The 21,615-nt window shown below is 40.7% G+C and carries 18 protein-coding genes, 9 pseudogenes and 1 other annotated feature; of the genes and pseudogenes, 11 read left to right on the forward strand and 16 right to left on the reverse strand.

Annotated features, from left to right (window positions below; genetic code table 11):
- Positions 1–438, forward strand: a pseudogene (locus HGD77_RS17275) (IS5 family transposase); the annotation flags it as partial.
- A 27-nt stretch (positions 439–465) separates the two neighbouring features.
- Here the strand turns inward: HGD77_RS17275 and HGD77_RS15430 are convergent.
- From HGD77_RS15430 to tnpA, 3 genes are all read right to left on the reverse strand, one after another.
- Positions 466–2,049: an IS66-like element ISAba25 family transposase gene (locus HGD77_RS15430; protein ID WP_168730562.1), complete on the reverse strand. Its 1,584-nt coding sequence runs from the start codon at positions 2,047–2,049 to the stop codon at positions 466–468.
- A 74-nt stretch (positions 2,050–2,123) separates the two neighbouring features.
- Positions 2,124–2,459 (reverse strand): IS66 family insertion sequence element accessory protein TnpB, encoded by a 336-nt coding sequence (tnpB, locus tag HGD77_RS15435; RefSeq protein WP_005265675.1) that lies wholly within the window; start codon positions 2,457–2,459, stop codon positions 2,124–2,126.
- Entirely contained in the window at positions 2,456–2,839 is a 384-nt protein-coding gene (tnpA, locus tag HGD77_RS15440; protein WP_004733109.1) for an IS66-like element accessory protein TnpA, read from the reverse strand. The genes tnpB and tnpA overlap by 4 nt, the downstream gene beginning before the upstream one ends.
- 86 nt (positions 2,840–2,925) lie before the next feature.
- On the opposite strand from tnpA, the pseudogene HGD77_RS15445 reads away from it, so the two are divergent.
- Positions 2,926–3,075: pseudogene (locus HGD77_RS15445) on the forward strand (IS5/IS1182 family transposase); the annotation flags it as partial.
- Between the two features lie 52 nt (positions 3,076–3,127).
- On the opposite strand, the pseudogene HGD77_RS15450 reads toward HGD77_RS15445, so the two are convergent.
- The 5 genes and pseudogenes from HGD77_RS15450 to HGD77_RS15470 form a co-directional block, all read right to left on the reverse strand.
- Positions 3,128–3,688 (reverse strand): annotated as a pseudogene (locus HGD77_RS15450) (helix-turn-helix domain-containing protein); the annotation flags it as partial.
- 222 nt (positions 3,689–3,910) lie between these two features.
- Positions 3,911–4,939, reverse strand: a complete 1,029-nt coding sequence (locus HGD77_RS15455) for a transposase (RefSeq protein WP_079255106.1) — start codon at positions 4,937–4,939, stop codon at positions 3,911–3,913.
- A 294-nt stretch (positions 4,940–5,233) separates the two neighbouring features.
- Positions 5,234–6,173: pseudogene (locus HGD77_RS15460) on the reverse strand (IS5 family transposase).
- Positions 6,174–6,184: 11 nt separating this feature from the next.
- Positions 6,185–6,805 (reverse strand): annotated as a pseudogene (locus tag HGD77_RS15465) (helix-turn-helix domain-containing protein); the annotation flags it as partial.
- A gap of 80 nt (positions 6,806–6,885) precedes the next feature.
- Positions 6,886–7,587 (reverse strand): IS1 family transposase, encoded by a 702-nt coding sequence (locus HGD77_RS15470; protein ID WP_004282341.1) that lies wholly within the window; start codon positions 7,585–7,587, stop codon positions 6,886–6,888.
- A gap of 137 nt (positions 7,588–7,724) precedes the next feature.
- Here HGD77_RS15470 and HGD77_RS17085 point away from each other — a divergent pair, with 137 nt between their 5' ends.
- From HGD77_RS17085 to HGD77_RS15490, 5 genes are all read left to right on the forward strand, one after another.
- Positions 7,725–8,330, forward strand: coding sequence for an AI-2E family transporter (locus tag HGD77_RS17085; protein ID WP_228761482.1), 606 nt, complete (start codon positions 7,725–7,727; stop codon positions 8,328–8,330).
- The gene (locus HGD77_RS15475) at positions 8,312–9,691 is read left to right on the forward strand and encodes a GAF domain-containing protein (protein WP_228761483.1); all 1,380 of its coding nucleotides are present in this window, start codon (positions 8,312–8,314) and stop codon (positions 9,689–9,691) included. The genes HGD77_RS17085 and HGD77_RS15475 overlap by 19 nt, the downstream gene beginning before the upstream one ends.
- 281 nt (positions 9,692–9,972) lie before the next feature.
- Positions 9,973–11,070: a catalase family protein gene (locus HGD77_RS15480; protein ID WP_005100728.1), complete on the forward strand. Its 1,098-nt coding sequence runs from the start codon at positions 9,973–9,975 to the stop codon at positions 11,068–11,070.
- A gap of 213 nt (positions 11,071–11,283) precedes the next feature.
- Positions 11,284–11,730 (forward strand): SRPBCC family protein, encoded by a 447-nt coding sequence (locus HGD77_RS15485; protein WP_004281784.1) that lies wholly within the window; start codon positions 11,284–11,286, stop codon positions 11,728–11,730.
- An 11-nt stretch (positions 11,731–11,741) separates the two neighbouring features.
- Positions 11,742–12,089 carry a DUF488 domain-containing protein gene (locus tag HGD77_RS15490; protein WP_004281785.1) on the forward strand — a complete coding sequence of 116 codons (348 nt, stop codon included), beginning with the start codon at positions 11,742–11,744 and terminating at the stop codon, positions 12,087–12,089.
- 112 nt (positions 12,090–12,201) lie between these two features.
- Here the strand turns inward: HGD77_RS15490 and HGD77_RS15495 are convergent, their stop codons facing one another.
- From HGD77_RS15495 to HGD77_RS15505, 3 genes are all read right to left on the reverse strand, one after another.
- Positions 12,202–12,903 carry an IS1 family transposase gene (locus HGD77_RS15495; RefSeq protein WP_004282344.1) on the reverse strand — a complete coding sequence of 234 codons (702 nt, stop codon included), beginning with the start codon at positions 12,901–12,903 and terminating at the stop codon, positions 12,202–12,204.
- Between the two features lie 173 nt (positions 12,904–13,076).
- On the reverse strand, positions 13,077–13,391 hold the full coding sequence (locus HGD77_RS15500; RefSeq protein WP_004281786.1) for a putative quinol monooxygenase: 315 nt from the start codon (positions 13,389–13,391) through the stop codon (positions 13,077–13,079).
- 9 nt (positions 13,392–13,400) lie between these two features.
- A complete protein-coding gene (locus HGD77_RS15505; RefSeq protein ID WP_005100727.1) occupies positions 13,401–13,994 on the reverse strand; it encodes an NAD(P)H-dependent oxidoreductase in 594 nt (197 codons plus the stop codon).
- A gap of 149 nt (positions 13,995–14,143) precedes the next feature.
- Between HGD77_RS15505 and HGD77_RS15510 the strand changes: the two genes are divergently transcribed.
- From HGD77_RS15510 to HGD77_RS15525, 4 genes and pseudogenes are all read left to right on the forward strand, one after another.
- Positions 14,144–15,034, forward strand: coding sequence for a LysR family transcriptional regulator (locus HGD77_RS15510; RefSeq protein WP_004281790.1), 891 nt, complete (start codon positions 14,144–14,146; stop codon positions 15,032–15,034).
- A gap of 225 nt (positions 15,035–15,259) precedes the next feature.
- Positions 15,260–15,541 (forward strand): annotated as a pseudogene (locus HGD77_RS15515) (helix-turn-helix domain-containing protein); the annotation flags it as partial.
- Positions 15,535–15,899: pseudogene (locus HGD77_RS15520) on the forward strand (IS3 family transposase); the annotation flags it as partial. The pseudogenes HGD77_RS15515 and HGD77_RS15520, both read left to right, overlap by 7 nt.
- 196 nt (positions 15,900–16,095) lie before the next feature.
- The gene (locus tag HGD77_RS15525) at positions 16,096–16,557 is read left to right on the forward strand and encodes a DIP1984 family protein (protein ID WP_004281794.1); all 462 of its coding nucleotides are present in this window, start codon (positions 16,096–16,098) and stop codon (positions 16,555–16,557) included.
- Between the two features lie 386 nt (positions 16,558–16,943).
- Here the strand turns inward: HGD77_RS15525 and HGD77_RS15530 are convergent.
- The 5 genes and pseudogenes from HGD77_RS15530 to HGD77_RS15550 all read right to left on the reverse strand — a co-directional run bounded on the left by HGD77_RS15530 (position 16,944) and on the right by HGD77_RS15550 (position 21,519).
- Positions 16,944–18,193: pseudogene (locus HGD77_RS15530) on the reverse strand (IS3 family transposase).
- Positions 17,788–17,904: a sequence feature (AL1L pseudoknot), on the reverse strand. It overlaps the preceding pseudogene by 117 nt.
- A gap of 83 nt (positions 18,194–18,276) precedes the next feature.
- Positions 18,277–18,807, reverse strand: a pseudogene (locus HGD77_RS15535) (sulfite exporter TauE/SafE family protein); the annotation flags it as partial.
- Between the two features lie 41 nt (positions 18,808–18,848).
- Entirely contained in the window at positions 18,849–19,343 is a 495-nt protein-coding gene (locus HGD77_RS15540; protein WP_005100646.1) for a flavin reductase family protein, read from the reverse strand.
- Between the two features lie 97 nt (positions 19,344–19,440).
- A complete protein-coding gene (locus tag HGD77_RS15545) occupies positions 19,441–20,484 on the reverse strand; it encodes a methionine synthase (protein ID WP_004281804.1) in 1,044 nt (347 codons plus the stop codon).
- 51 nt (positions 20,485–20,535) lie between these two features.
- Positions 20,536–21,519, reverse strand: coding sequence for a putative oxygenase MesX (locus HGD77_RS15550; protein ID WP_004281805.1), 984 nt, complete (start codon positions 21,517–21,519; stop codon positions 20,536–20,538).
- Between the last annotated feature and the right edge of the window lie 96 nt (positions 21,520–21,615).

Below are 21,615 nucleotides of genomic sequence, written 5' to 3' on the forward strand. Positions count from 1 at the left end.
ATGGACTCTACAGGCATGAAGTTTCTAGGTGAGGGCGAATGGAAACGCAAGAAACATGGACCTGAATATCGTCGCCAATGGCGTAAACTTCATATTGGTATAGATGCTAAAACCCTACAAATACGAGCAGTTCAGCTTACAACCAATAATGTCAGTGATTCACAGGTGCTTGGTGATTTACTTAATCAGATTCCACAAGATGAGCAGATTAACTCTGTTTATACCGATGGAGCTTATGACACCAAGCAATGCCGTCAGGTCATTGCAGATCGGCAAGCGCATGCGGTGATTCCACCTAGAAAAAATGCGAAACCATGGAAAGATACAAAGAGTAGCTCGCTAGAGCGAAATGACTTACTTCGAACAATTAAACGTTTAGGCAGGACACTATGGAAAAAATGGTCAGGCTATCATCGGCGAAGTTTGGTTGAAACGTAAGCGTGCGCTGAACCCCATAGCTATTTTTTAATTTTGGTCGGGTTTCCAGCGGTGCGGCAGCAATTCTTCTATTTGGCTCACTTTATGTGTCGGTAACCTTTTCAGCACATCACTTAAATAGGCATACGGATCCAAGCCATTCAGCTTTGCTGACTGGATTAAAGTCATGATATTCGCCGCTCGCTGACCACTGCGCAGCGAGCCAGCAAACAGCCAGTTCTTGCGTCCTAAGGCCCAAGGTCGCATTTGATTCTCTACCCAATTATTGCAAATCGGTAGATTGCCATCATCCAAATAGCGGCTTAAAGCTGGCCAACGCTTCAGAGTGTAATTGATCGCCTTGGCGGTGGGAGAACTCGATGGCACCGTCAGATGATGTTGGTTGAGCCATTCATACAGTTGTTGCATCACCGGTTGACTATGCTGTTGCCGGTATTCGCGGCGGTCTTCCGCTGTACTATCGGTCTTTTTCCTGAGTTCTGCTTCTATCCCATACAGTTTCTGAATCAGCACTAATGCCTGTTCAGCGACCTGACTTTTCCCGGTCACATGCAGTTCATGGAATTTACGACGTGCATGGGCCATGCAGCCCACCTCAATCACCTGGCCTGATTTAAAACGTGCTTTATAACCACTGTAATCATCACAGACTAGATAGCCCTGCCAGCCTTTCAAGAACTCTTCAGCATGCTGGCCTGAACGACTATCCTGAAAGTCATAGATCACCGCCTGAACTGGATTATACTGTGTGGTGGCATAGGCCCAGACATAACCTTTCTTCGGTTTTTTATTATTCTCACCCATCCGCATGATGGTGACCGGTGTTTCATCTGCATGCAGCACCCGCTGTTGCAGCACCACCTCTTTTAAGGCATTGGCCAGAGGTTCCAGTTCTACACCGCAGCGACCTATCCAGTCAGATAAAGTGGATCTGGACAGATCAATGCCAGCCCGCTGATAGATCAGGCGCTGACGGTACAGCGGCAAATGATCGGCATACTTCGATACCAGCACATGGCTGAGCAATTCAGGTGAAGCAATGCCTTTATCAATCACATAGGCGGGCATCGCTTGCTGAGTTAGAGTGTCACACTGATCACAGACCCATTTACCACGCACATGCTGTTCCTTATAGAACTGTGCCGGTCTGAAATGCAGTTTTTCACTGACATCTTCGCCGATACGACGGAGTTGGCAGCCACAAGCACATTGGGTTGATGCAGGTTCATGCTCAATACGGATGGTGTGTAGATGATCTGGCAGTGGTCGACGTTTAGGTTTATTGGTTTTGGCTTTCTGTGTCGCTGCATTGGTTTTATCTGCATTTAGCCGTTCCAGTTCTAGATCAACCGCGGCAATATCTTCTTCAACCGCTTCATCCCACAGATGGATTTGTTTTGCCGTTAAGTGTTCATTCTTTTGGGCGAATTTGTGCTTTTTAAACAGCGCCAGTTCATGCTCGTATTTTTGATTGAGAATAGAAAGATGTTGAACTTTGGCATCCAATTGTTGGTTTGATTGTGCTAGAGACTGATGCTGCAGCGCCAACTGCCTGGTGAATTCCAGCAGTTGTTCATGGGTCAGTTGGCTTAAATCAGGCAGCGTATTCATGACCGCAGTATGCCTGAGGTCATGAGAAGAATGAAATAGAACGTTTGGAGAATAGCAGAATGGTCGAGCCTGGTTTAAAGCATCGTCACCACCTGCTGTCGTCCAATGCGCTGCCAGGGCAAACCTTGGATCAGTGCCTGTAACTGTTCCGGGCTGAGGGCCACGGTTTCACCTTGGTGAACTTGAGCCCAGTGAAATTTGCCCTGTTCCAGCCGCCGGGCACACAGCCAGATGCCCAATCCATCATGTACCAGCACTTTCATGCGATGGCCACGTTTATTACAGAACAGGTAAGCACAATGCGGTTTGATGTAGCCAAAGGCTCTCACCACCTGAGCCATGGTCGTATCCATACCTGCTCGCATATCCAGAGGTTGGGTAGAAAGCCAGATTTCATCAATGCGGATCATGTTGCAAGTGCCTTGAGTAATTCTGCTAAAGCAGATATTTCTGATACTTGCCATTTCAAGCCAATTTCTGCTTTTGAGTGGGGTAAAGTAATTTGAACCGTTAACATGTCAGTAGGAGTAGGATCTAATGGTGTAGAGCAAGATAAGGCAATAAATGCAGGTTTATTCGGTAGTGGTGAGCGATCATTCCCTGGCTTACCATCAATTAAGCGAATCCATTTGGATACAAGATTTGTATTCAATCCATGTTGCAAAGCGACCGAAGCAATTGAAACGTCCGGTGCTTTACAAGCCTGAACGATCTGCTGTTTAAATTCAGCACTGTATGTTCTTCGTTTTTTCGCAAGAGATGCGATGGATGTCTGGTGATTTGTAGTCATAAATTTTAGTCCCCACTTGTTTTTAAGTGGGGACTAAATTAAGGCTTATAGGATGAATTCATAAGGTGTGTTCAGCGGACGCTTACGTTGAAACTAAGATGCATTGCATCAAATTATTAGGAGATAAACTCAGTGCAAGGAGTTTTGATAGCCAAGTGAATGAGATCCATGCACGTGTAGCAGTCCTTAACAGATTTACGGAATTAGGTCGACCACTTACCCAAGTTACGCCTTAAATTTGGCTCAATTAGGGGCGCTTTGCATTTCAAATCTTTGTGCAACAAAGCCATAATCAAAGGTCGTTTCAGCCTCACAAAAGCGCAGATGCAACAGCTTTCCAGTGGCGTCATCGATATAAACCAGCAAGCAGCATTTGGAAGCTCGACCTTCAAACCAGTCATGATATGAGCCATCGATCTGGATCAGCTCACCGAAGCAATCACGGTTATATCTAGGCTGATACGGACGTTTCAGGCGCTTGGATCGAGGAATCCAGAGGTCATTTGCAGTCATCCAGCGACGAACCGTTTCTACCGGGATATGCAGGCCAAACATGCTGCTGAGCTTCTCATGAGCCAATGTAGGACCAAAGCCAAGTAAATGTTCAGAAATAATGGAAAGACATTCTGATTTTAACAGGACGTCATGGCGACGATGACCCGGTTGACCACGACTGGCATGTGCCATACCTGAGACACCATCTTGATTGAGCTTCTGCAATAACCGGGTAATTTGACGGGTGGAAAGATTCAGGATTTCAGCAGCACGGACCTGGGTAATACGATGATCTCTAACGTCTTGCAGAACTGCAAGACGTTGAATTTCTTTATCAGACATAGTGATCAGCATCTATATTTTATATCCAGTCCATGGTGATAAAAACCATCATAAACCAGACATTTTTATTGGTGAGAATATAGACACTTTAAATGGGTTCTAACAAACTGATTTCGTATAATATTGATTATGTTAAGCGAAGTATACCAAACAATAACTTCATATATCCCTTACACTCACCTGATTTCAATAAGTTAAAGTACTATCCTTTAATTAGATAGGACTTACGCACTATTATTTATAGATTCTCTGTGGTAGCAGATGATTTTTATCGAGAATAAAGTCATCAATGAAGTTTTTGATAACTGGTCTAAATAATTTCTTCTGCCAACGATATACATTTTCAAAGATCCGCTCAAACTGGTTCTTTTGTATCTCAACGTAGGCCATCAAGGCTGAAAAAATATGATTCAAAATCAGTTTAGATCGTCTTACTTGAAACTTTTCAATATGACAAACCTGTTTAATCACCCGGTGATATTGCTCTATTTTCCAATGACTTGAATGCAATTCATGAAAACCCTCAAAGGACAATAAATCATCTTCATCTTGATGCACAATATAAAACCTCTGCTGTTCTTTTAACTGAGTCTTAAATAATTGTACAAAGCCAAAATCTTTGAGCCAGACCACTTGACCCTGATGGAAATCTGGCAATAAACGCAGTTGAAACCATTGTCCTTTTTCTGGGGAAACCTTACGGTTACAGTCGATACCAAACATAAATCGAATACCATATTTTCTTATGGTTTTTAGATTTCCAGTCGATGAATACCAACTATCACCTGTAATAAATTGAATCTTTGCCCCCCAACTGAGTACTTCACTTAACATATCCATAAAGTAATCATTCTTGGTTTTACTTTCAGATTTGTCATAAATTCGGAAATTAATTGGAATATTTTGACCATTTTGATCTGTCGCATACAAGGTAATGAGATTAATACCCTTGACGGATCGATGGTGTTTGCCTGACCAAAAATAGCTAACCAAGTCCATATGTTGACTATATGGTTTATCTAAAACAGTATCATCAATGCTGACTATAAGTTTATTATTATCAATATGTTGAATTGATTCTTGATATAGGTCGTGAGGTGTGTAGTCTTCACGCTCTAGAAAGCGATTTACACTATCATGCGAGATATTATAAGTCTCGGCAAGTTGTGTGCAGCTAATAGAGTTCGGTTCTGTCATGAGAAAGCCCATATAAATGGGTAATGTACAAGTTGCTGTAGAAGCATGTTTAATTCGTCTGATCACAGATACTTTATAAAGTATTTTAATACTTTTTTGAATCCGTCAATGCGTAAGTCCTATTAGATAAATATGATATGTTGAATTAAATTTTAATTCATAAACTTCATCATGTTTGAACTAAAAACAATTCGATTGACAAAAAAAGGTTCAACTAAAAAACAACTAATATTATTGTTTCACCTCAACTCGTACTGTCCCTGTCTATACCCATTGTTGTTCTCAATGAAAGTTTTACGCTTTCAAAGGGCTTTGTTGCACAAAGATTTGAAATGCAAAGCGCCCCTAATTGAGCCAAATTTAAGGCGTAACTTGGGTAAATGGTCGACCTGATTCCGTAAATCTGTTGAGGACTGCTACACGTGCATGAATTTCATTCACTTGGCTATCAAAACTCCTTGCGCTGAGTTTATCTCCTAATAATTTAATGCAGTGCATCTTAGTTTCAACCAACTTCGCCGATGATAGCCTGACCATTTTTTCCATAGTGTCCTGCCTAAACGTTTAACTGTTCGAAGTAATTCATTTCGTTCTAGCGAGCTACTCTTTGTATCTTTCCATGGTTTCGCATTTTTTCTAGGTGGAATCACCGCATGCCCTTGCCGATCTGCAATGACCTGACGGCATTGCTTGGTGTCATAAGCTCCATCGGTATAAACAGAGTCAATCCGCTCATCTTGTGGAATCTGATTAAGTAAATCACCAAGCACCTGTGAATCACTGACATTATTGGTTGTAAGCTGAACTGCTCGTATTTGCAGGGTTTTGGCATCTATACCAATATGTAGTTTACGCCATTGGCGACGATATTCAGGTCCATGTTTCTTGCGCTTCCATTCGACCTCACCTAGAAACTTCATGCCTGTAGAGTCCATGAGTAGATGCAGCCCATCGCTACTTTTTTGGTAGCTGATTGCAATATCAATATGCTTTTGTCTTCTACAAAGCGTACTGTACGAATATCACTGATATTCGGGGCTGCTCAGCCGCAAAGTTTAATCAGACTTTGCACAAAGCCAGTAACCATACGTAAAGACAGACGGAATAAGGATTTAATCATTAAGCAGCATTGGATGGCTGCGTCGGAGTAGGTTTGATTTCGCCCTTGTTTGCCTTTTGATGGCGCATACCATTGCGTAGCAGGATCAAACCAAATGGCAATATTTCCGCGACTCATGAGTGCTCGGTTATATGCGGGCCAATTGGTTGTGCGGTAGATTTTGTGTGTAGGCTTCTTCATTTGAAAATTATATCGCTATAAAAGGCCAGAGGCTTACCGTATTGTTCAATGTAGGCTCGGGTTGAAAGCATATAGTCGAAGGTCGTTTCCGCCTCACAGAAGCGCAGATGCAACAGCTTTCCAGTGGCATCATCGATATAAACCAGCAAGCAGCACTTAGCAGCGCGTCCTTCGAACCAGTCATGATATGAGCCATCAATCTGGATTAGCTCACCGAAGCAATCCCGGTTATAACGTGGCTGATATGGACGTTTAAGGCGCTTGGATCGTGGAATCCAGAGGTCATTTGCAGTCATCCAGCGCCGAAGCGTTTCTACCGGGATATTCAGGTCAAACATGCTGCTGAGCTTCTCATGGGCCAAGGTAGGTCCAAATCCCAGCAGATGTTCAGAAATAATGGAAAGACATTTTGATTTTAATAAATCGTCATGGCGATGATGGCCCGGTTGACCACGACTGGCATGCGCCATACTTGAAACACCATCTTGATTGAGCTTCTGTAATAACCGGGTAATTTGACGGGTTGAAAGATTAAGGATTTCAGCAGCACGGACTTGTGTAATACGATGATCTCGAACGTCTTGCAGAACTGCAAGACGTTGAATTTCTTTGTCAGACATAGTGATCAGCATCTATATTTATATCCAGTCCATGATGGTGAAAACCATCATAAACTAGACATTTTGGTGGTGTTTCAAAAAGTATGCTGGCATTAAACGAATCCATTATTGATATAAAAGAACACTAAATCAAAGGCTTTGAAATGATTTTCAAGCTTTTTGGAGAAGTTGCAGCTTCTCCTAAAGCCTCGCCTGATTCGATGCCGTAATCGACAATTATTGCCTTCTATACCCACAGTGAAAAATTTACCAATCAACTGTTTGCATTCTTTAAAGGTCGTAACAAAGCTATCCCAATGGTCACTTGATATACATGTATAGCTTACACCTAACTGCTTCAATTTTAATTTAAGTCGTTTTGCAGTGGCTAAATCTCGGTTACCCCATACATAAGCAACAATTTCACCTGTTTCTCGATGATAGGCATAAATTAGCCATTGTTTATTTTGCTTATGACCAACAAAAGTCCAAAACTCATCTACTTCAAGGGTTTCATAATGACTTTGCTGTGCTCGAAGTTGATATTTTGATTGGCTAAGTGTCCGTAGAACTTTACCGATACTTACTCTTTCAATTTCTGCTATATCCCTGACACCACTGCCTCGCACCATGAGGTGTAATATTTTGGTTTTGATACCTGAGTGACAGCCTTGATAACTGAGAGCATGATCACCAATAAATTGACGTCTGCATATTTTACATTGGTAATTTTGCTTACCATCTACTTTTGTGCCATTTTTCTTTATACTGTCACTTAGGCAGGCTGGACACTTGATTTCTAGAGTTATTCGCATTTCTCTATTTTATCAAAATCCAACCTGCTTTTTTTCAGCATACTTTTTGAAACACCACCAAAAGTTTTACTTCTGGGCCGAGTGTATGGGACGGCGCCATCACGACCATTGATACGGTAGAAAGTTCGATATAGGACGTGACTCCAGTTGAACAAACCCAGGGGGTGCAGCAGGTGCAGGTGGTTGGGCAGCAAGCCAGTACCACTGAAACGGCAATGCAGTGGGGCGCGAGGATCTTTCATCCCTTGGCCACAGTCGGGATTGTTTTTCTGTTTGTGGTACTGATTTTACTCAGTCGCAAAGACTTGCATGACCGTTTGTTGAAATTGCTGGGCGGCAATTTAAACGTCGGTACAGATGCACTGGATGATGCCGCAGACCGGATTGGAACCTATTTGCGGATGCAGTTGTTGGTGAATGTCACTTTCGGTATTCCCATGGCGGTGGGCTTATGGCTGATTGGTGTGCCTGCTGCGATTATGTGGGGAATTGTCGCGATCGGAATGCGCTTTTTACCCTATGTCGGGCCCATGATCTCGGCCTTATTTCCCATTACCTTGGCATTTGCGGTTGATCCGGGCTGGAATATGGTGCTCTGGACCATTGGGCTGATTCTGTTACTCGAGCTGATTAGTAACAATGTGATTGAACCGTGGTTGTATGGCGAAAGTACCGGTCTTTCCACTTTGGCGATTATTCTTGCGGCGACATTCTGGACTACGCTATGGGGGCTGCTGGACTGATTCTCTCGACGCCATTGACGGCGTGTTTATTGGTATTGGCTCACTATATTCCGGCATTGGGATTTATCAAAACCCTGATTGGTAGCGAACCGGTACTGACGCCACCGGAACGCTTTTACCAGCGCCTGGTTGCCGATGAAGTAGAGGATGCCCTTGAAGTTGCCCAGGATTATATTCAACAGAAATTGCCGAAAAAGCCCAGTGAGGAAGTCGTCGTTCGTAAGGTCAATGCCTTTTATGACGACGTTGCCATTCCCGCCATTCGTTTGTTTTCGCAAGGACATAGTACCGAAGCCAGTGCCGAGCACCGTTTAAGAATGCATCAGGGCTTAAAGTTGTTTAATCATGATTTCCAGCAAAAGTACCCAGCTCCAAATACAGCTGGTCCTGCGCAAGTGGTGTGCTTGGGGGCGCGTTGGGAAATTGATGTATGGGCATCTTCCATGTTGGCCCATGGTTTAAACTTAAGAAAAATTGCCGCGCAAAGCCATAATGAAGTACTGATTCAATCAAAAATGGATGTGCTTGAATCCTTGCCAGAAAATACTCAGATGCTTTGCATTTCCATGTTTTATCGGCAGCCTTTGGCACAAATTCGCTTGTTGAATCATCGCATCCGTAAACGTCTGCCGAATATTAAAATTATTTTTGCCACCTGGGGCAATGTCAGCGATGAATTGCGGGACGAGATTCAAAACCGTTTTCAACCGGATGCCGTGGTATCCACGGTGAATGAATTGATGCTGAGCATTGATGCGCTGATGCTACAACAAGGTAAAAATCCTGCACGTGAATTGCTTGCGGAAAATGAACCGGAACGTTTGGCGGCCTTGCATGAACTGCAATTGCTTCAACCTGAAACTTTACTGATTTATCAGCAGTATATTGAAGAAGCCTGCCAGGCATTTAACGTGAAATATGCGCAAATTTCCCTGGTTGATGAAAAATGGGTGAATACCCCAGCCAGCCCGCTGGCAGATGAAAATCAAAATCCGATAGAGGCACGCATTCCCCGGGAAGAATCCATTTGTACCCATCTGGTTCATCAGAATGAAGCACTGATTATTGAGGATATAGACCGAGATCCGCGTTTTACCCATAACCCGGAGTTAAACAGAAATAAAATCAAATTTTATGCCGGTGTACCTTTACGTACTAAACAAGGTCTGGTGTTAGGCAGCTTTTGTGTTCTGGATAAGCAAATTCGGCAGATGAGCGAAGATGATCTGGTGTTATTAAACCAGCTTGCAGACGATTTAATTCAGACACTGACGAGTGACAAGGCGCAAACCCAAAAGCTAGAGGAAATTGCCAAGTTACAACAAGCCAAGGGTGGCTCTCTTCAGGATTTTTTAAGCTAAAAAAAGGCTAAAAGCGAAAACAAAACTCATCTTCCTGGAAAATGAGCTGGATCTCCCGACGAAGCATAAGCATGAAACTTGCAAAGTTAAATCACTTTTCAATTTTTGACGTGCTCTATTTTTTCACCTCATCGGTCTTTGACTCGGTCTGCATGTCGTATTTACCAAAGACCCTCAAAGCATTAACCAATGAATTAACTTGTAAAGCGAACTCCTTGTTAGATTAATACAAAAAATTCAGTGCAATTGATCCATATTCAAAAAATCAAAAGGAAGCAAGTATGAGTGCGAATTATGTGAACTATCGTCCCGAAGTAGAGCAAAAACAGGAAAATGAAGAAGAGGATATTCTGCATATTACAGAACAGATGGCACAGACCAATAACCAGGTTTTTGACCGGCACCGTCATGCGGTTCGTGATGCACATGCAAAATCCCATGGTTTCTTAAAAGGCATTTTGACCGTTCCTGAAAATTTGCCGGCTCATTTGGCTCAAGGGATTTTTGCTCATCCGGGCTATTATGACGTGATGGTACGTCTATCGGCTGCGCCCGGCGATCTGCATAGCGATAAAACTCCGGCTCCGCATGGTTTCGCCCTTAAAATTTTAAATGTGCCGGGACAGCGCTTATTGCCGAATGATCCAAGCGATGGTCATCATCAGGATTTTCTGATGGTCAATATTCCGGTGCTGACTTTTGGAACAGTGCGTAAATATAAGCAAATGCTGCCTTTTATTACGGAAGCAGAACAGGCGCCTGAACCGGTTATGCGTAGCTTGCGTCAGGTGATGCGCGGCGTAGATTATCTGGTAAATCGCGCAGGCTTTCCCGCACCTGCAAGCTTAAAAGGTCTGGCGCGTAGCCAGCATCATGTATTGGGCGAAACCTATCATAGTATGGCAGCGCTTCGTTATGGCGATTATATTGCCAAAATCAGTGTCGCACCCGAATCTGACTCGGTGAAGAAACTCACCGGTATCCAGATGCAAATCAATGATGATTCCGCTATTCGTGACATCGTCCGGGATTTCTTTCAGAAGTATACGGCAGATTATGTGATTCGTGCGCAGCTATGTACCGATTTGAGGACTATGCCCGTCGAGGATGCGGCTGTGCTGTGGAAAGAACAGGAATCACCGCATCAGGTCATTGGTCATTTGCACTTTCCCCAACAGGATACTTTCAGTCCGGCACGTCGGGTGTATTCCGATGACGTGCTGTCTTTTAACCCTTGGCATGGCGTGACAGAACATCAGCCATTGGGTTCCATTATGCGGGTGCGTATGCAGGCATATGAACGTTCATCGTCTTTTAGGCATCGCATGAATACCCAGCCGCGTACAGAACCGCATCAGATTGATGACATGCCGGATTAAGGGGTTTATGTTCGGATGCCAGAATTAAATTAAAGCTATCTGCTTGAGCACAGCTGTTTTTAATGTAGAAATATTCTGGAAGCTGTTGAGCATTTTTCAGTAGAGCTAAATGCAGTGAAAATCCACTCTGAATGTCATACCAAAGCCATACAGAGCCAGGAATCAACAGCAGTAGACTTAAGCACACAAAACAACAAAAAGTGAGAAAAACAAATGCCCAGTACAGTCAAACTTCACCGTGTATTCACTGCACCCCCAGAACGGGTGTTTAGAGCCTTTACAGATCCTGATGCCTTGGTGAAATGGATGGCGCCGCATGGTTTTACCGCCAAAGTCCATCATCTTGATGCGAAAGTGGGAGGCAGCTATAAAATGTCCTTTAGCAATTTTACCACCGGTACCAGCCAGTCTTTTGGCGGAACCTATCATGAAATTATGCCTAACCAGTTGTTGCGCTATACCGACCAGTTCGACGACCCAAACTTACCCGGTCAAATTGACGTCACGATTCAGCTCCACCCGGTTTTTGTGGGCACGGAAGTGCATATCACCCAATCGGGTATTCCAGATGTGATTCCGGCAGAGGCCTGTTATCTGGGATGGCAGGAATCCTTGCAATTGCTGACTTTATTGGTCAATGCCGAAATTCCAGATCAATAAATAGATGACCCATGCAAATTCAAATCAAGCGTGCCTATGCCGAAGTTTTAGCGTCAGATGGTAAACGGATTCTGGTCGATCGACTTTGGCCCAGAGGCATCAAAAAGCAGGATGCTCAAATTGATATGTGGCCCAAGGAAATCACGCCCTCGACTGAACTGCGCAAATGGTACGCGCAGGATCCTGAACATTGGGAGATATTTCAACAGCGCTATACAGCGGAACTTGTTCAGCAAGCCAAGACATTGCAGCAAATTCGGAAGATCGCTGAGCAGGAACAAGTCACTTTAATTACTGCAGCCAAGAGCATAGATTATAACCATGTGATTGTACTGAAACAGCTTTTGGAACAAGGCTGATCTTTATCTTGTCTGCTTTTATTCCATGGAATAAGTAGGGTTTTAAGCAAGAGATTGACTTGTAAAATGCTATAGTAGAGTTTTTGGTGGTGTTTTAAAAAGTATGCTGACATTAAATGAAGCCATTATTGATGTAAAAGAAGGTTAAGTCGAAGGCTTTAAAATGGTTTTCAAGCTTTTTGGAGAAATTACAACTTCTTCTAAAACCACGCCTTATTCGATGCCTTATTTTGCAATTATTACCTTCAATTCCTACAGTAAAAAACTTACCAATACTTTGCTTGCAGTTTTTAAAAGCAGTGATGAAACTATCCCAATGATCACTTGCAATTCGGGTGTAGTGAATACCTAATTGTTTAAGCTTTGTCTTCAACCTTTGGACTGTAGCTAAATCTCTCTTACCCCAAACATAAGCAACAATCTCACCTGTTTCTCGATGGTAGGCGTAAATAAGCCATTGTTTATTATTTTTATTTCCAACAAAAGTCCAGAATTCATCTACTTCGAGAGATTCATAATGACTTTGTTTAGGCTGAATTTGATAGGCCGATTCAGTTAAAGTCCGTAAGACTTTACCGATACTAATGCGCTCAACTTCAGCGATATCTCGTATACCGCTGCCTCTGACCATTAACTGTAATATTTTACGAGTAATGCCAGAATTACATCCTAGATAGCTCAGAGCATGGTCACCAATAAACTGACGTTTGCAGTCTTTGCATTGGTAGTTTTGTTTCCCATCTACTTTGATGCCATTTTTCTTTATACTGTCACTGAGGCAGGTTGGACATTTGATTTCTAGAGTTATTTGCATTTCTCTATTTTATCAAAATTCAACCTGCTTTTTTTTAGCATACTTTTTGATACACCACCGACATTTTTATTGGTGAGAATATAGACACTTTAAATGGGTTCTAACATTTTAGATTCGTATAACGTGTATTATGTTAATTTTAGAGAAACTCATAAATGAATATAATAATTTGATTAAAATCCATTCTCTAAAATTCGGATATCAACACCAAGAACATCATCTTTTATCTTAAAGTGATGTTCTTGCATATGTACGGTTGCAAGGTGGGAATCTAAATGCTTGATACTTTTCCATTTTTCCAACATAACGACTGTATTTTTCAATGGCGCCTGATAAGACGCATGACTCTCATGATTAATAAGTAATTCGTAACCAAAACAACCATCTTCTTCAAGCACTGTTGGTGTGATCTCCTTGAATGAATTGATTACATGTTGCAGATGCTCTGAACCGGGTTCTATTTTAATTTCAGCAATAATTGTTAACATCATTTACCTCTATATCACTGATGCAGGAAAATTACGGATCAAATGTTGGCGATAGTCATCTTTTATTTGTGGTACGTTTGGTGCTTTGATGACGTCATGAGCAATAAATGTTGACATGCTTTGCATACCAAGAAACTCATTGGCTTTTCGAAAAGGCAAATAAACCCCATCTACACCTCTCCCCTCAAAAAATTGTTTTGGATCAGTGAATGCTTCAGCAGGTGCATTCCAAGTTAATGACAGCATAAATTTTTTGCCATGCATTAAACCTCCCGAACCATATTTTTTAGAAGTATCCGAACGTGAACGACCATCATTTGCGTATATATGACCATGACCTTCAGTAAATACATCATCAATATATTTTTTTACTGTCCATGGTGCACCCATCCACCAGCCTGGCATTTGATAAATAATAGCATCAGCCCAAAGATATTTTTTTACCTCCTCTTTTGGATCAAAAGCACTATCAGCACGCGTAACTTTAACTTTATGACCTAATTCGGTTAATACTTCTTCTGCTAAAATTGTCAAGGTATCATTCAATTCACCATTAGAATGGGCAAAAGTTTTAGCACCATTGATAATTAAAATATTATTCATCTTCATCCCAAATTAAATAGAGAAGTACAATATAAATTTAAGATCCATCAACATAAATGCAATTATTAACAAAACATTATTGATTAATTGTTAATAATTAAAATTGATATATAATTAAAAATTATTTTTTATTAATGATTTACTTAGATATGAAATCTACATTTGATGAACTTTTAGTATTTGTTACGATCGCTGATTGTGGCTCTATAGTGAAAACAGCAGAACAATTAAATCAAACAACATCTGCTATCAGTCGCACATTACAACGCCTCGAAAAAAAATTAAATGTTAAATTAATCGAACGTACAACCCGTAGCCTTAACCTTACCTATGATGGAAAAATTTTTTTAGAAAGAGCAAGAAAATTACTTTCTGATTTGAATGAAGCTGAAGAGTTGTTAATTAATCCAGGTACTGAACCTACAGGCTTAATTAAAATAGATTCAGCAACACCGTTTGTATTGCATGTAATTATTCCATTAATACCAGAGTTTATAGAACGATATCCAAAGATCAGTATTGAACTAACTAGTCATGATCATGTAATTGATTTATTAGAGCATAAAATAGATGTTGCTATACGATTTGGTGATCTAGAAGATTCAAGTCTCTATGCAAAATTATTATATAAAAGTCGTTTGTATATCGTTGCTAGCGCTGAATATCTCAAAAAAAATAACTTACCAAAATCTATTATTGAGTTAAATCAACATAGATTATTAGGATTTAGCCATCCTTTGCATTTAAATAATTGGCCAATTTATATAAATGATCAACTATATAAAACTTCACCATCTATTACAGCTTCTAATGGCGAAAGTGTTCGTCAACTTGCTTTACAAGGCGTAGGAATCGCTTGTCTCTCTGAATTTTTAATTTTAAAGGATATAAACGAAGGTAAATTAATTGCTTTATTTGAAGATGAAATAAAAATTCATGAGCAAAAAATCCATGCTGTCTATTACAAAAAAAATTATATACCTAAGAGAGTTAGATTATTTATTGATTATTTATATGAAAAATTACAACAGCTTAATTAATTTTAAATGGATTTTTCAAACCAAAGTTTGAAAAATATCTAATTTTTTAGGCATATTTTAGTTGAATAATGTTTGAAATAAATCTCCATTTAACATAATGGTTGTTATGCGAAGTCGACTTGTTAGAACCCATTTAAAGTGTCTATATTCTCACCAATAAAAATGTCTGGTTTATGATGGTTTTTATCACCATGGACGGGATATAAAATATAGATGCTGATCACTATGTCGGATAAAGAACTTAAACGATTGTCGGTTTTGCAGGAAATCTGCGATCAACGCATAACTCAATCCCAGGCTGCTCAGCTACTTCTACTTCATATTTCAGAATGTCAGGTCAGACGCTTACTGCAGAAATACAAAGTTCAAGGTCCAGCTGCATTAGCCCATACGGGTCGTGGCCAAACCAGCAATTCCAGGCTTTCTGAAGAACTCAGACTCAAGTGCCTCAATATTGTTTCTGATCAACTGCATGGTTTCGGACCAACCTTGGCGCATGAAAAGCTTATTCAACAGGAGTTATGGTTCATTCTGACCAAGGCAGTCAGTACTGTAGTCGTGCTTTTAGAGCGCTATTATTGACGAATAACTGTATTCAAAGTATGTCACGCAGTCTTGCGCAGTACACTGCTCATGTTGGGACAATGCAGTGACTGAAAGCTTCTTTCATACATTGAAAGGTCATGTAATCCATGGCAGTGTGTTTGCCACTCGAAAAGAAGCGAATGCTGTCTTGTTTGACTATATCGAGATTTATTACAATCGAATCAGAATACATTCTGCAAATGGCTGGTTAAGTCCTGAAGCCTTTGAACAAAAATATTGTAAGAATTTAGAGGGATCGAATGTCCACAATACTGTCTAGGATCAGATAAAGGATTCTGCATCTGAAAAAAGGCCTTTAGCTTAATTCTGAGCTTCGACTAATGACAAAATATAAGACTTCTACCTCTGAAAATTATAAAAAATCAATTTTTTTGATTTTTAAAGAATGAGGATATAGTATTTGTAAAATTACTTAGCTGCTTAAAACTTAATTCTAATTGGTTAATAGGTGAAAAATGAAATTAGCAGAAGCTCTCTTACTTCGAAGTGATCAACAAAAAAAAATTATTTCACTAAAACAACGTATCAATGCAAATGTATTGGTACAAGATGGTGATAAACCATCTGAAGATCCAAATGAACTACTAAAACAAGTATTTGCTTTAATTCAAGAATTTCAAAAATTAAGTTATGCAATTCATGAAACTAATGCTTTAACAAAATTAAATGATGGTCGTTCTTTACTTGCTTTATTGACTTTGCGTGATGAATTTGTAGAACAGCACAAAACCCTAACTGCAGCAATAAGTAATACATCTCGTGAATCTGATCGTTATAGTACGCGGGAAATAAAGTGGCATAAAGTTATTCCAGTTTCATCACTACAAAAACAAGCTGATGATATTAGTCTTAAATTACGTGATTTAAATGTGGTGATTCAGTCGAGTAATTGGAAAATTGATTTGATTGATGCCTAATAGTCCTTTAGATATAATCAAGTTGAACATACTGGGCGAGTACAAGATCCCTTACTTCCACAACATAGGATTGTAAATAAAGTGTAGTGGCTTGCAAAGCAAGTGGATAAGCTTAAAATTTTAAGTACAAATCAATCCATCACTTGGCATAACTCAAATCTTTGTGCGAACAAAGTTACATGTTACTTATAACTACCATGTACTGACAGTATGTTCACCTCAATTACTAAAAATAAAGAAATGAGCAAGCACCAGCTCAACTACATTTCTATTTTTAATTCGGTTCGGCTTTGTTGCATAACGAGCTGAAAGACAGATTTTGAAAACAGCAGATTCAAATCACAAGTTGAACCGTACCGGGTTCGTCGGAGACTTTTTTATTTAAGTTAGGCCACTTGACCTAACGGGTTAATCTTATCATAGTACATTGCTTCAAACTCAAAAGGCGATACATAACCCAGTGCACTGTGTACACGCTTTTTATTGAACCAATCTACCCAGTTTAGTGTCGCAAGTTGTACATCTGCTAAACCTTGCCAATCTGCTTTTAAATATTCAATCACCTCTGTTTTGTATAAGCCATTCACCGTTTCAGCCAAAGCATTATCGTATGAATCACCTGTCGTACCGACTGATGCTCGTAAATTCGCTGCTTCTAAACGATTGGTATAGCGAATGGAAAGATATTGCACACCTCTGTCGGAATGATGAATCACATTCTTTGGCATGCCTCGATCATGCAATGCTTGCTCTAATGCATCGAGCACCCTATCTGTATTCATTCGTGTAGATACTTTCCAGCCAACAATTGCTCGTGAGAACACATCAATAATAAAGGCGGTATATACCCAGCCTGAATGAGTTTGAATATACGTAAAGTCACTGACCCACAGTTGGTCAGGATGATCAGCAGTAAAATTACGTTTCACTAAATCATCTGCCCGTTTTTGGTCATCTCGGTTACGGGTGGTTTGTTTGTTCTTACCTCGCCAAACACCTTGTATACCTAGCTTTTTCATTAATCGAGCAACAGTACAGCGTGCAATAATATAGCCTTCACGTTTCAGTTTTTGCCAGACTTTACGTACACCGTATCGACCTGAACTTTCTTTCCAAATTCGTTTAATCTCCTCAGCATGATGCAAGTCATGTAAATCTCGCTTTGCTCGATGTTCCCCTTGCGAAGCAATGCTTCTCATCGCAGAGATCTAGAGTCCGGTAATAGGTTGAAGCTGCGATCGGTAAAATCCTACAAATCGCATCAACACCATATAAGTCTTTATTGTTATGGATGAAATCCACCATTATTTGTGTGGGCGGTCGAGCTCCGCCTGGGCGAGAAAAGCGGCTGCTTTACGTAGAATTTCATTCGCACGTTGCAGTTCTTTATTTTCGCGTTCCAGTTGTTTGATACGTTCTTGGTCTGAAAGCTGCTGTACTTTAACTGGATTTTGTTTATCTAAATATTTTTGATACCAAACACGTAGTGTTTCAGGAGTACAACCCTTGCGCAGTATACTGCTCAGGGAGCAATAGCTGTGATCGCAGCCCAAGTAGAAGGATAATCTTTTTCAGATTCAATCAATAATTGAACCGCTCTTTCTCTGATTTCAGGGGTATATTTTAATTTTGTCATCGGGACACTACGCTTCGCTACGTCTTGCGAAGCAATGCTTCTCATCTCAGAATATTGACTCTCCGACAAACCCGGTACGGTTCAGCCTTCTGCATGACCACACCATAGCGATTCAGATATGGAACCGTCAGACTTCCACCACCAATACCAAAGATTGCTGATGCAACCCCAATCACACTACCTGCAGCAACTTGTTGACCTGATGAGGGTAACGTTTTCGTTGGGTCAATTGCTTTTTTGGCACCTGTAAACATCGTATATGCGACCCAAATCAGAAATAAGCCAACAATGATTTGTAGATGTAATCCTGATATCAAACCAGCAATACCTGCCCCAAAAAAACAACCAATCGCCATAGGTGGCGCTAGATTTTTAAAAACAGGCCAAATCACAGCACCAGTTTTATGATGCGCCATCAATGAGCTAATCGAGGTTACAACAATGGTTGCCAAAGACGTGCCTAATGCGAGGTGCATAACCACATCGGGGTCATAGCCCATTTGGGTAAAGACAATAAAAAGCAGTGGTACAATAATCGTACCACCGCCGACACCAAACAGCCCTGCTGCAAAACCAGCAAAAGCACCGATGACTAAAAAGGTTATAAGTTCCACAATAGACTAACTTTAAAAAATGAAAGAATTAAGGTATTGAGTTAAGCGTGTTCTAACTGCCCTACTTGATGATAAGCACGGTTAAAATAGACCAAGCTTTCTTCTTGATCGCTTTGTTGAACTTGAAGCACACGACACATGAAAATACTGTGTGTACCCACTTGCTGAATATTCTCAATCTGACAGTCAAAACTGACCAAAGCATTTTGCAGAATCGGCGAGCCTGTCTCTAAACCGCCCCACTCGCCCAGTTGAAAACGCTGTTCAGAACTGAATTTACTTGAAGCAAAGGCATTTGAAAGCTGTTCATGCTGAGTACTTAGTACGTTTACAGCCAAGACTTTATTTTCAACAAAATGGGCATGTGAACGGGAGGATTGATTCATACAGACTAATAACATTGGCGGTGTATCCGTCACGCTACATACGGCAGATGCAGTAAATCCATGCATACCTGTTTCACCCGAAGTCGTAATAACATTCACTGCTGTGGTGAGTAAGGACATTGCATTTCTAAAGTCTGTTGCTTCAATCATCTCTTTCATCTCAAATGTACATATCACGTGCTCGCGCATAAAGCTGGACAAATGACCTTGCGATGATTTGTTCTGCTTCGCACGAGACTACGTTTGATTAAGCTTCTAGCTCTTTACGAACAATGGCAGCACCTGCGCTTAAAGCTTCAAGTTTGCCACGTGCCACTTGGCGAGATAGCGGTGTCATACCACAGTTAGTTGAAGGATACAGTTTATCTGCATCAACAAATTGCAATGCTTTGCGTAGCGTATTTGCTACTTCCTCTGCAGTTTCCACTTGAGTGGTTGCCACATCAATTGCACCCACCATCACTTTCTTACCACGGATCAATTCGATTAAATCCATTGGTACACGTGAGTTTTGGCATTCAAGTGAAATAATATCGAGCTTAGATTGTTGTAGTTTCGGGAATGACTCTTCGTATTGACGCCATTCATTACCTAAAGTTTGTTTCCAATCTGTATTGGCTTTAATGCCGTAACCATAGCAAATATGAACTGCAGTTTCACACTTTAGACCTTCAAGTGCACGTTCTAAGGTTGGTACACCCCAGTCATTCACTTCATCAAAGAATACGTTAAACGCAGGTTCATCAAATTGAATAATGTCTACGCCTGCTGCTTCAAGTTCTAAAGCTTCTTGGTTCAAAATTTTGGCAAATTCCCAAGCCAGTTTTTCACGACTCTTGTAGTGTCCGTCAAAAAGTGTATCAATCATGGTCATTGGACCAGGCAACGCCCATTTAATTGGCTGACTGGTTTGGCTGCGTAAAAATTTCGCATCGTCTACAAACACTGCTTTTTTACGAGAAACTTCACCCACAACTGAAGGTACACTTGCATCATAACGATTACGAATACGCATGGTTTCACGCTTTTCGAAATCTACACCTTCAAGATGTTCAATAAACGTGGTTACAAAGTGCTGACGGGTTTGCTCACCATCACTCACGATATCGATACCTGCAGTGACTTGCTCATGTAATGATAATTTCAAAGCATCACGTTTAGCTTCTAATAATTCTTCGCCTTCAAGCTTCCATGCAGACCATAATTTTTCAGGTTCAGCTAACCAAGACGGTTTTGGCAAGCTACCCGCAGTTGAAGTTGGGAGTAAAAGTTTCGGTTGTGTAAGCGCCATGTCTAATCTTCTTTCTCTAAAATTCGTCAGTCTGTGTGTCAATTCGATGTCTTAAGCAGCTGTTTCGACCTTAAAGTTTGCTGCCCATTCATTTAAAATATCTTGATATGGTTTGATGAAGTTTTCTTCTGTCCATTTACCTTGCTTAACCGCTAACTCAGCACGTTCAACACGGTCATAAACGATACGTGTCAGTGAGTAATCGCCATAGCTCAAGCTTGGTTGATATTCCACACCTGCCGGAGAGTTGGTGTTGTAAATTTCAGGACGATAAATTTTTTGGAAGCTTTCCATGGTTGCAATCGCGCTGATCAATTCAAAATCAGTATAATCACGGACTAAGTCGCCAGCGAAATAGAATGCTAATGGTGCATTACCACCTTCTGGTTTGAAGTAACGTACACGTAAGCCCATTTTGGCGAAATATTCATCGGTACGTGAATATTCATCATTGGTATATTCCTCACCTAAAATAGGATGTACGTTTGCCGTACGGTAATAGGTTTTAGAGGTTGAAACACTTAAACAAATCACAGGTGGCTTGGTAAATTCTGCCTTAAATACATCTGAATTCACCAAATGTTGATACAATTTACCATGTAGATCTCCAAAATCTTCAGGTTTTTCACCTACACCACAACCCAATTGAGGCAATACTACGCTGAAGTCGTAATCACGCACATAAGATGAGAAGCTATTGCCGATCATGCCTTCAATACGCTCCCCTGTTTTATGGTCAATCACTACACTTTTCAGTGTTTCAATAAATGGGAAAGTTTGACCATTACCTTCGATATCAATTTCAGCAGAAATGATGTCAATCTCAAGTGAATAGCGATCACCTTTCGGGTTATCAACGGTTGCCAAGCTATTAAAACGGTTGTTGATCATCGCAAGGGTACGACGCAAGTTTTCTTCACGGCTTTCCCCACGTGCCAAATTGGCAAAGTTTGTGGTTAAACGTGTGCTTTCTGCTGGTGTATAATTCTCATCAAAACGGATACGTTTAATTGAACACTCAAATGCTGTACTCATGGAGATTGCCACCTAAAAATTTTATAAAAAGCTAAATTTCTGAATGGCTGTATTTAAACGTGAATAAGAAAGTGAGTAAAACGATATAAATTCAGC

The organism is Acinetobacter sp. NEB149, assembly GCF_012516415.1.
GTDB lineage: Bacteria > Pseudomonadota > Gammaproteobacteria > Pseudomonadales > Moraxellaceae > Acinetobacter > Acinetobacter lwoffii_V.

What these genes read in the sequence shown, in the direction of transcription:
- tnpB (WP_005265675.1), bottom strand. Translation starts at nt 2,459, where the DNA reads ATGATCCGCATTGATGAAATCTGGCTTTCTACCCAACCTCTGGATATG.
- HGD77_RS15480 (WP_005100728.1), top strand. Translation starts at nt 9,973, where the DNA reads ATGAGTGCGAATTATGTGAACTATCGTCCCGAAGTAGAGCAAAAACAG.
- HGD77_RS15500 (WP_004281786.1), bottom strand. Translation starts at nt 13,391, where the DNA reads ATGTTAACAATTATTGCTGAAATTAAAATAGAACCCGGTTCAGAGCAT.
- HGD77_RS15485 (WP_004281784.1), top strand. Translation starts at nt 11,284, where the DNA reads ATGCCCAGTACAGTCAAACTTCACCGTGTATTCACTGCACCCCCAGAA.
- HGD77_RS15490 (WP_004281785.1), top strand. Translation starts at nt 11,742, where the DNA reads ATGCAAATTCAAATCAAGCGTGCCTATGCCGAAGTTTTAGCGTCAGAT.
- HGD77_RS15525 (WP_004281794.1), top strand. Translation starts at nt 16,096, where the DNA reads ATGAAATTAGCAGAAGCTCTCTTACTTCGAAGTGATCAACAAAAAAAA.
- HGD77_RS15545 (WP_004281804.1), bottom strand. Translation starts at nt 20,484, where the DNA reads ATGGCGCTTACACAACCGAAACTTTTACTCCCAACTTCAACTGCGGGT.
- HGD77_RS15470 (WP_004282341.1), bottom strand. Translation starts at nt 7,587, where the DNA reads ATGCGAATAACTCTAGAAATCAAGTGTCCAGCCTGCCTAAGTGACAGT.
- HGD77_RS15550 (WP_004281805.1), bottom strand. Translation starts at nt 21,519, where the DNA reads ATGAGTACAGCATTTGAGTGTTCAATTAAACGTATCCGTTTTGATGAG.
- HGD77_RS15510 (WP_004281790.1), top strand. Translation starts at nt 14,144, where the DNA reads ATGAAATCTACATTTGATGAACTTTTAGTATTTGTTACGATCGCTGAT.
- HGD77_RS15505 (WP_005100727.1), bottom strand. Translation starts at nt 13,994, where the DNA reads ATGAATAATATTTTAATTATCAATGGTGCTAAAACTTTTGCCCATTCT.
- HGD77_RS15495 (WP_004282344.1), bottom strand. Translation starts at nt 12,903, where the DNA reads ATGCAAATAACTCTAGAAATCAAATGTCCAACCTGCCTCAGTGACAGT.
- HGD77_RS15540 (WP_005100646.1), bottom strand. Translation starts at nt 19,343, where the DNA reads ATGATTGAAGCAACAGACTTTAGAAATGCAATGTCCTTACTCACCACA.
- tnpA (WP_004733109.1), bottom strand. Translation starts at nt 2,839, where the DNA reads ATGACTACAAATCACCAGACATCCATCGCATCTCTTGCGAAAAAACGA.
- HGD77_RS15430 (WP_168730562.1), bottom strand. Translation starts at nt 2,049, where the DNA reads ATGAATACGCTGCCTGATTTAAGCCAACTGACCCATGAACAACTGCTG.
- HGD77_RS15475 (WP_228761483.1), top strand. Translation starts at nt 8,312, where the DNA reads ATGGGGGCTGCTGGACTGATTCTCTCGACGCCATTGACGGCGTGTTTA.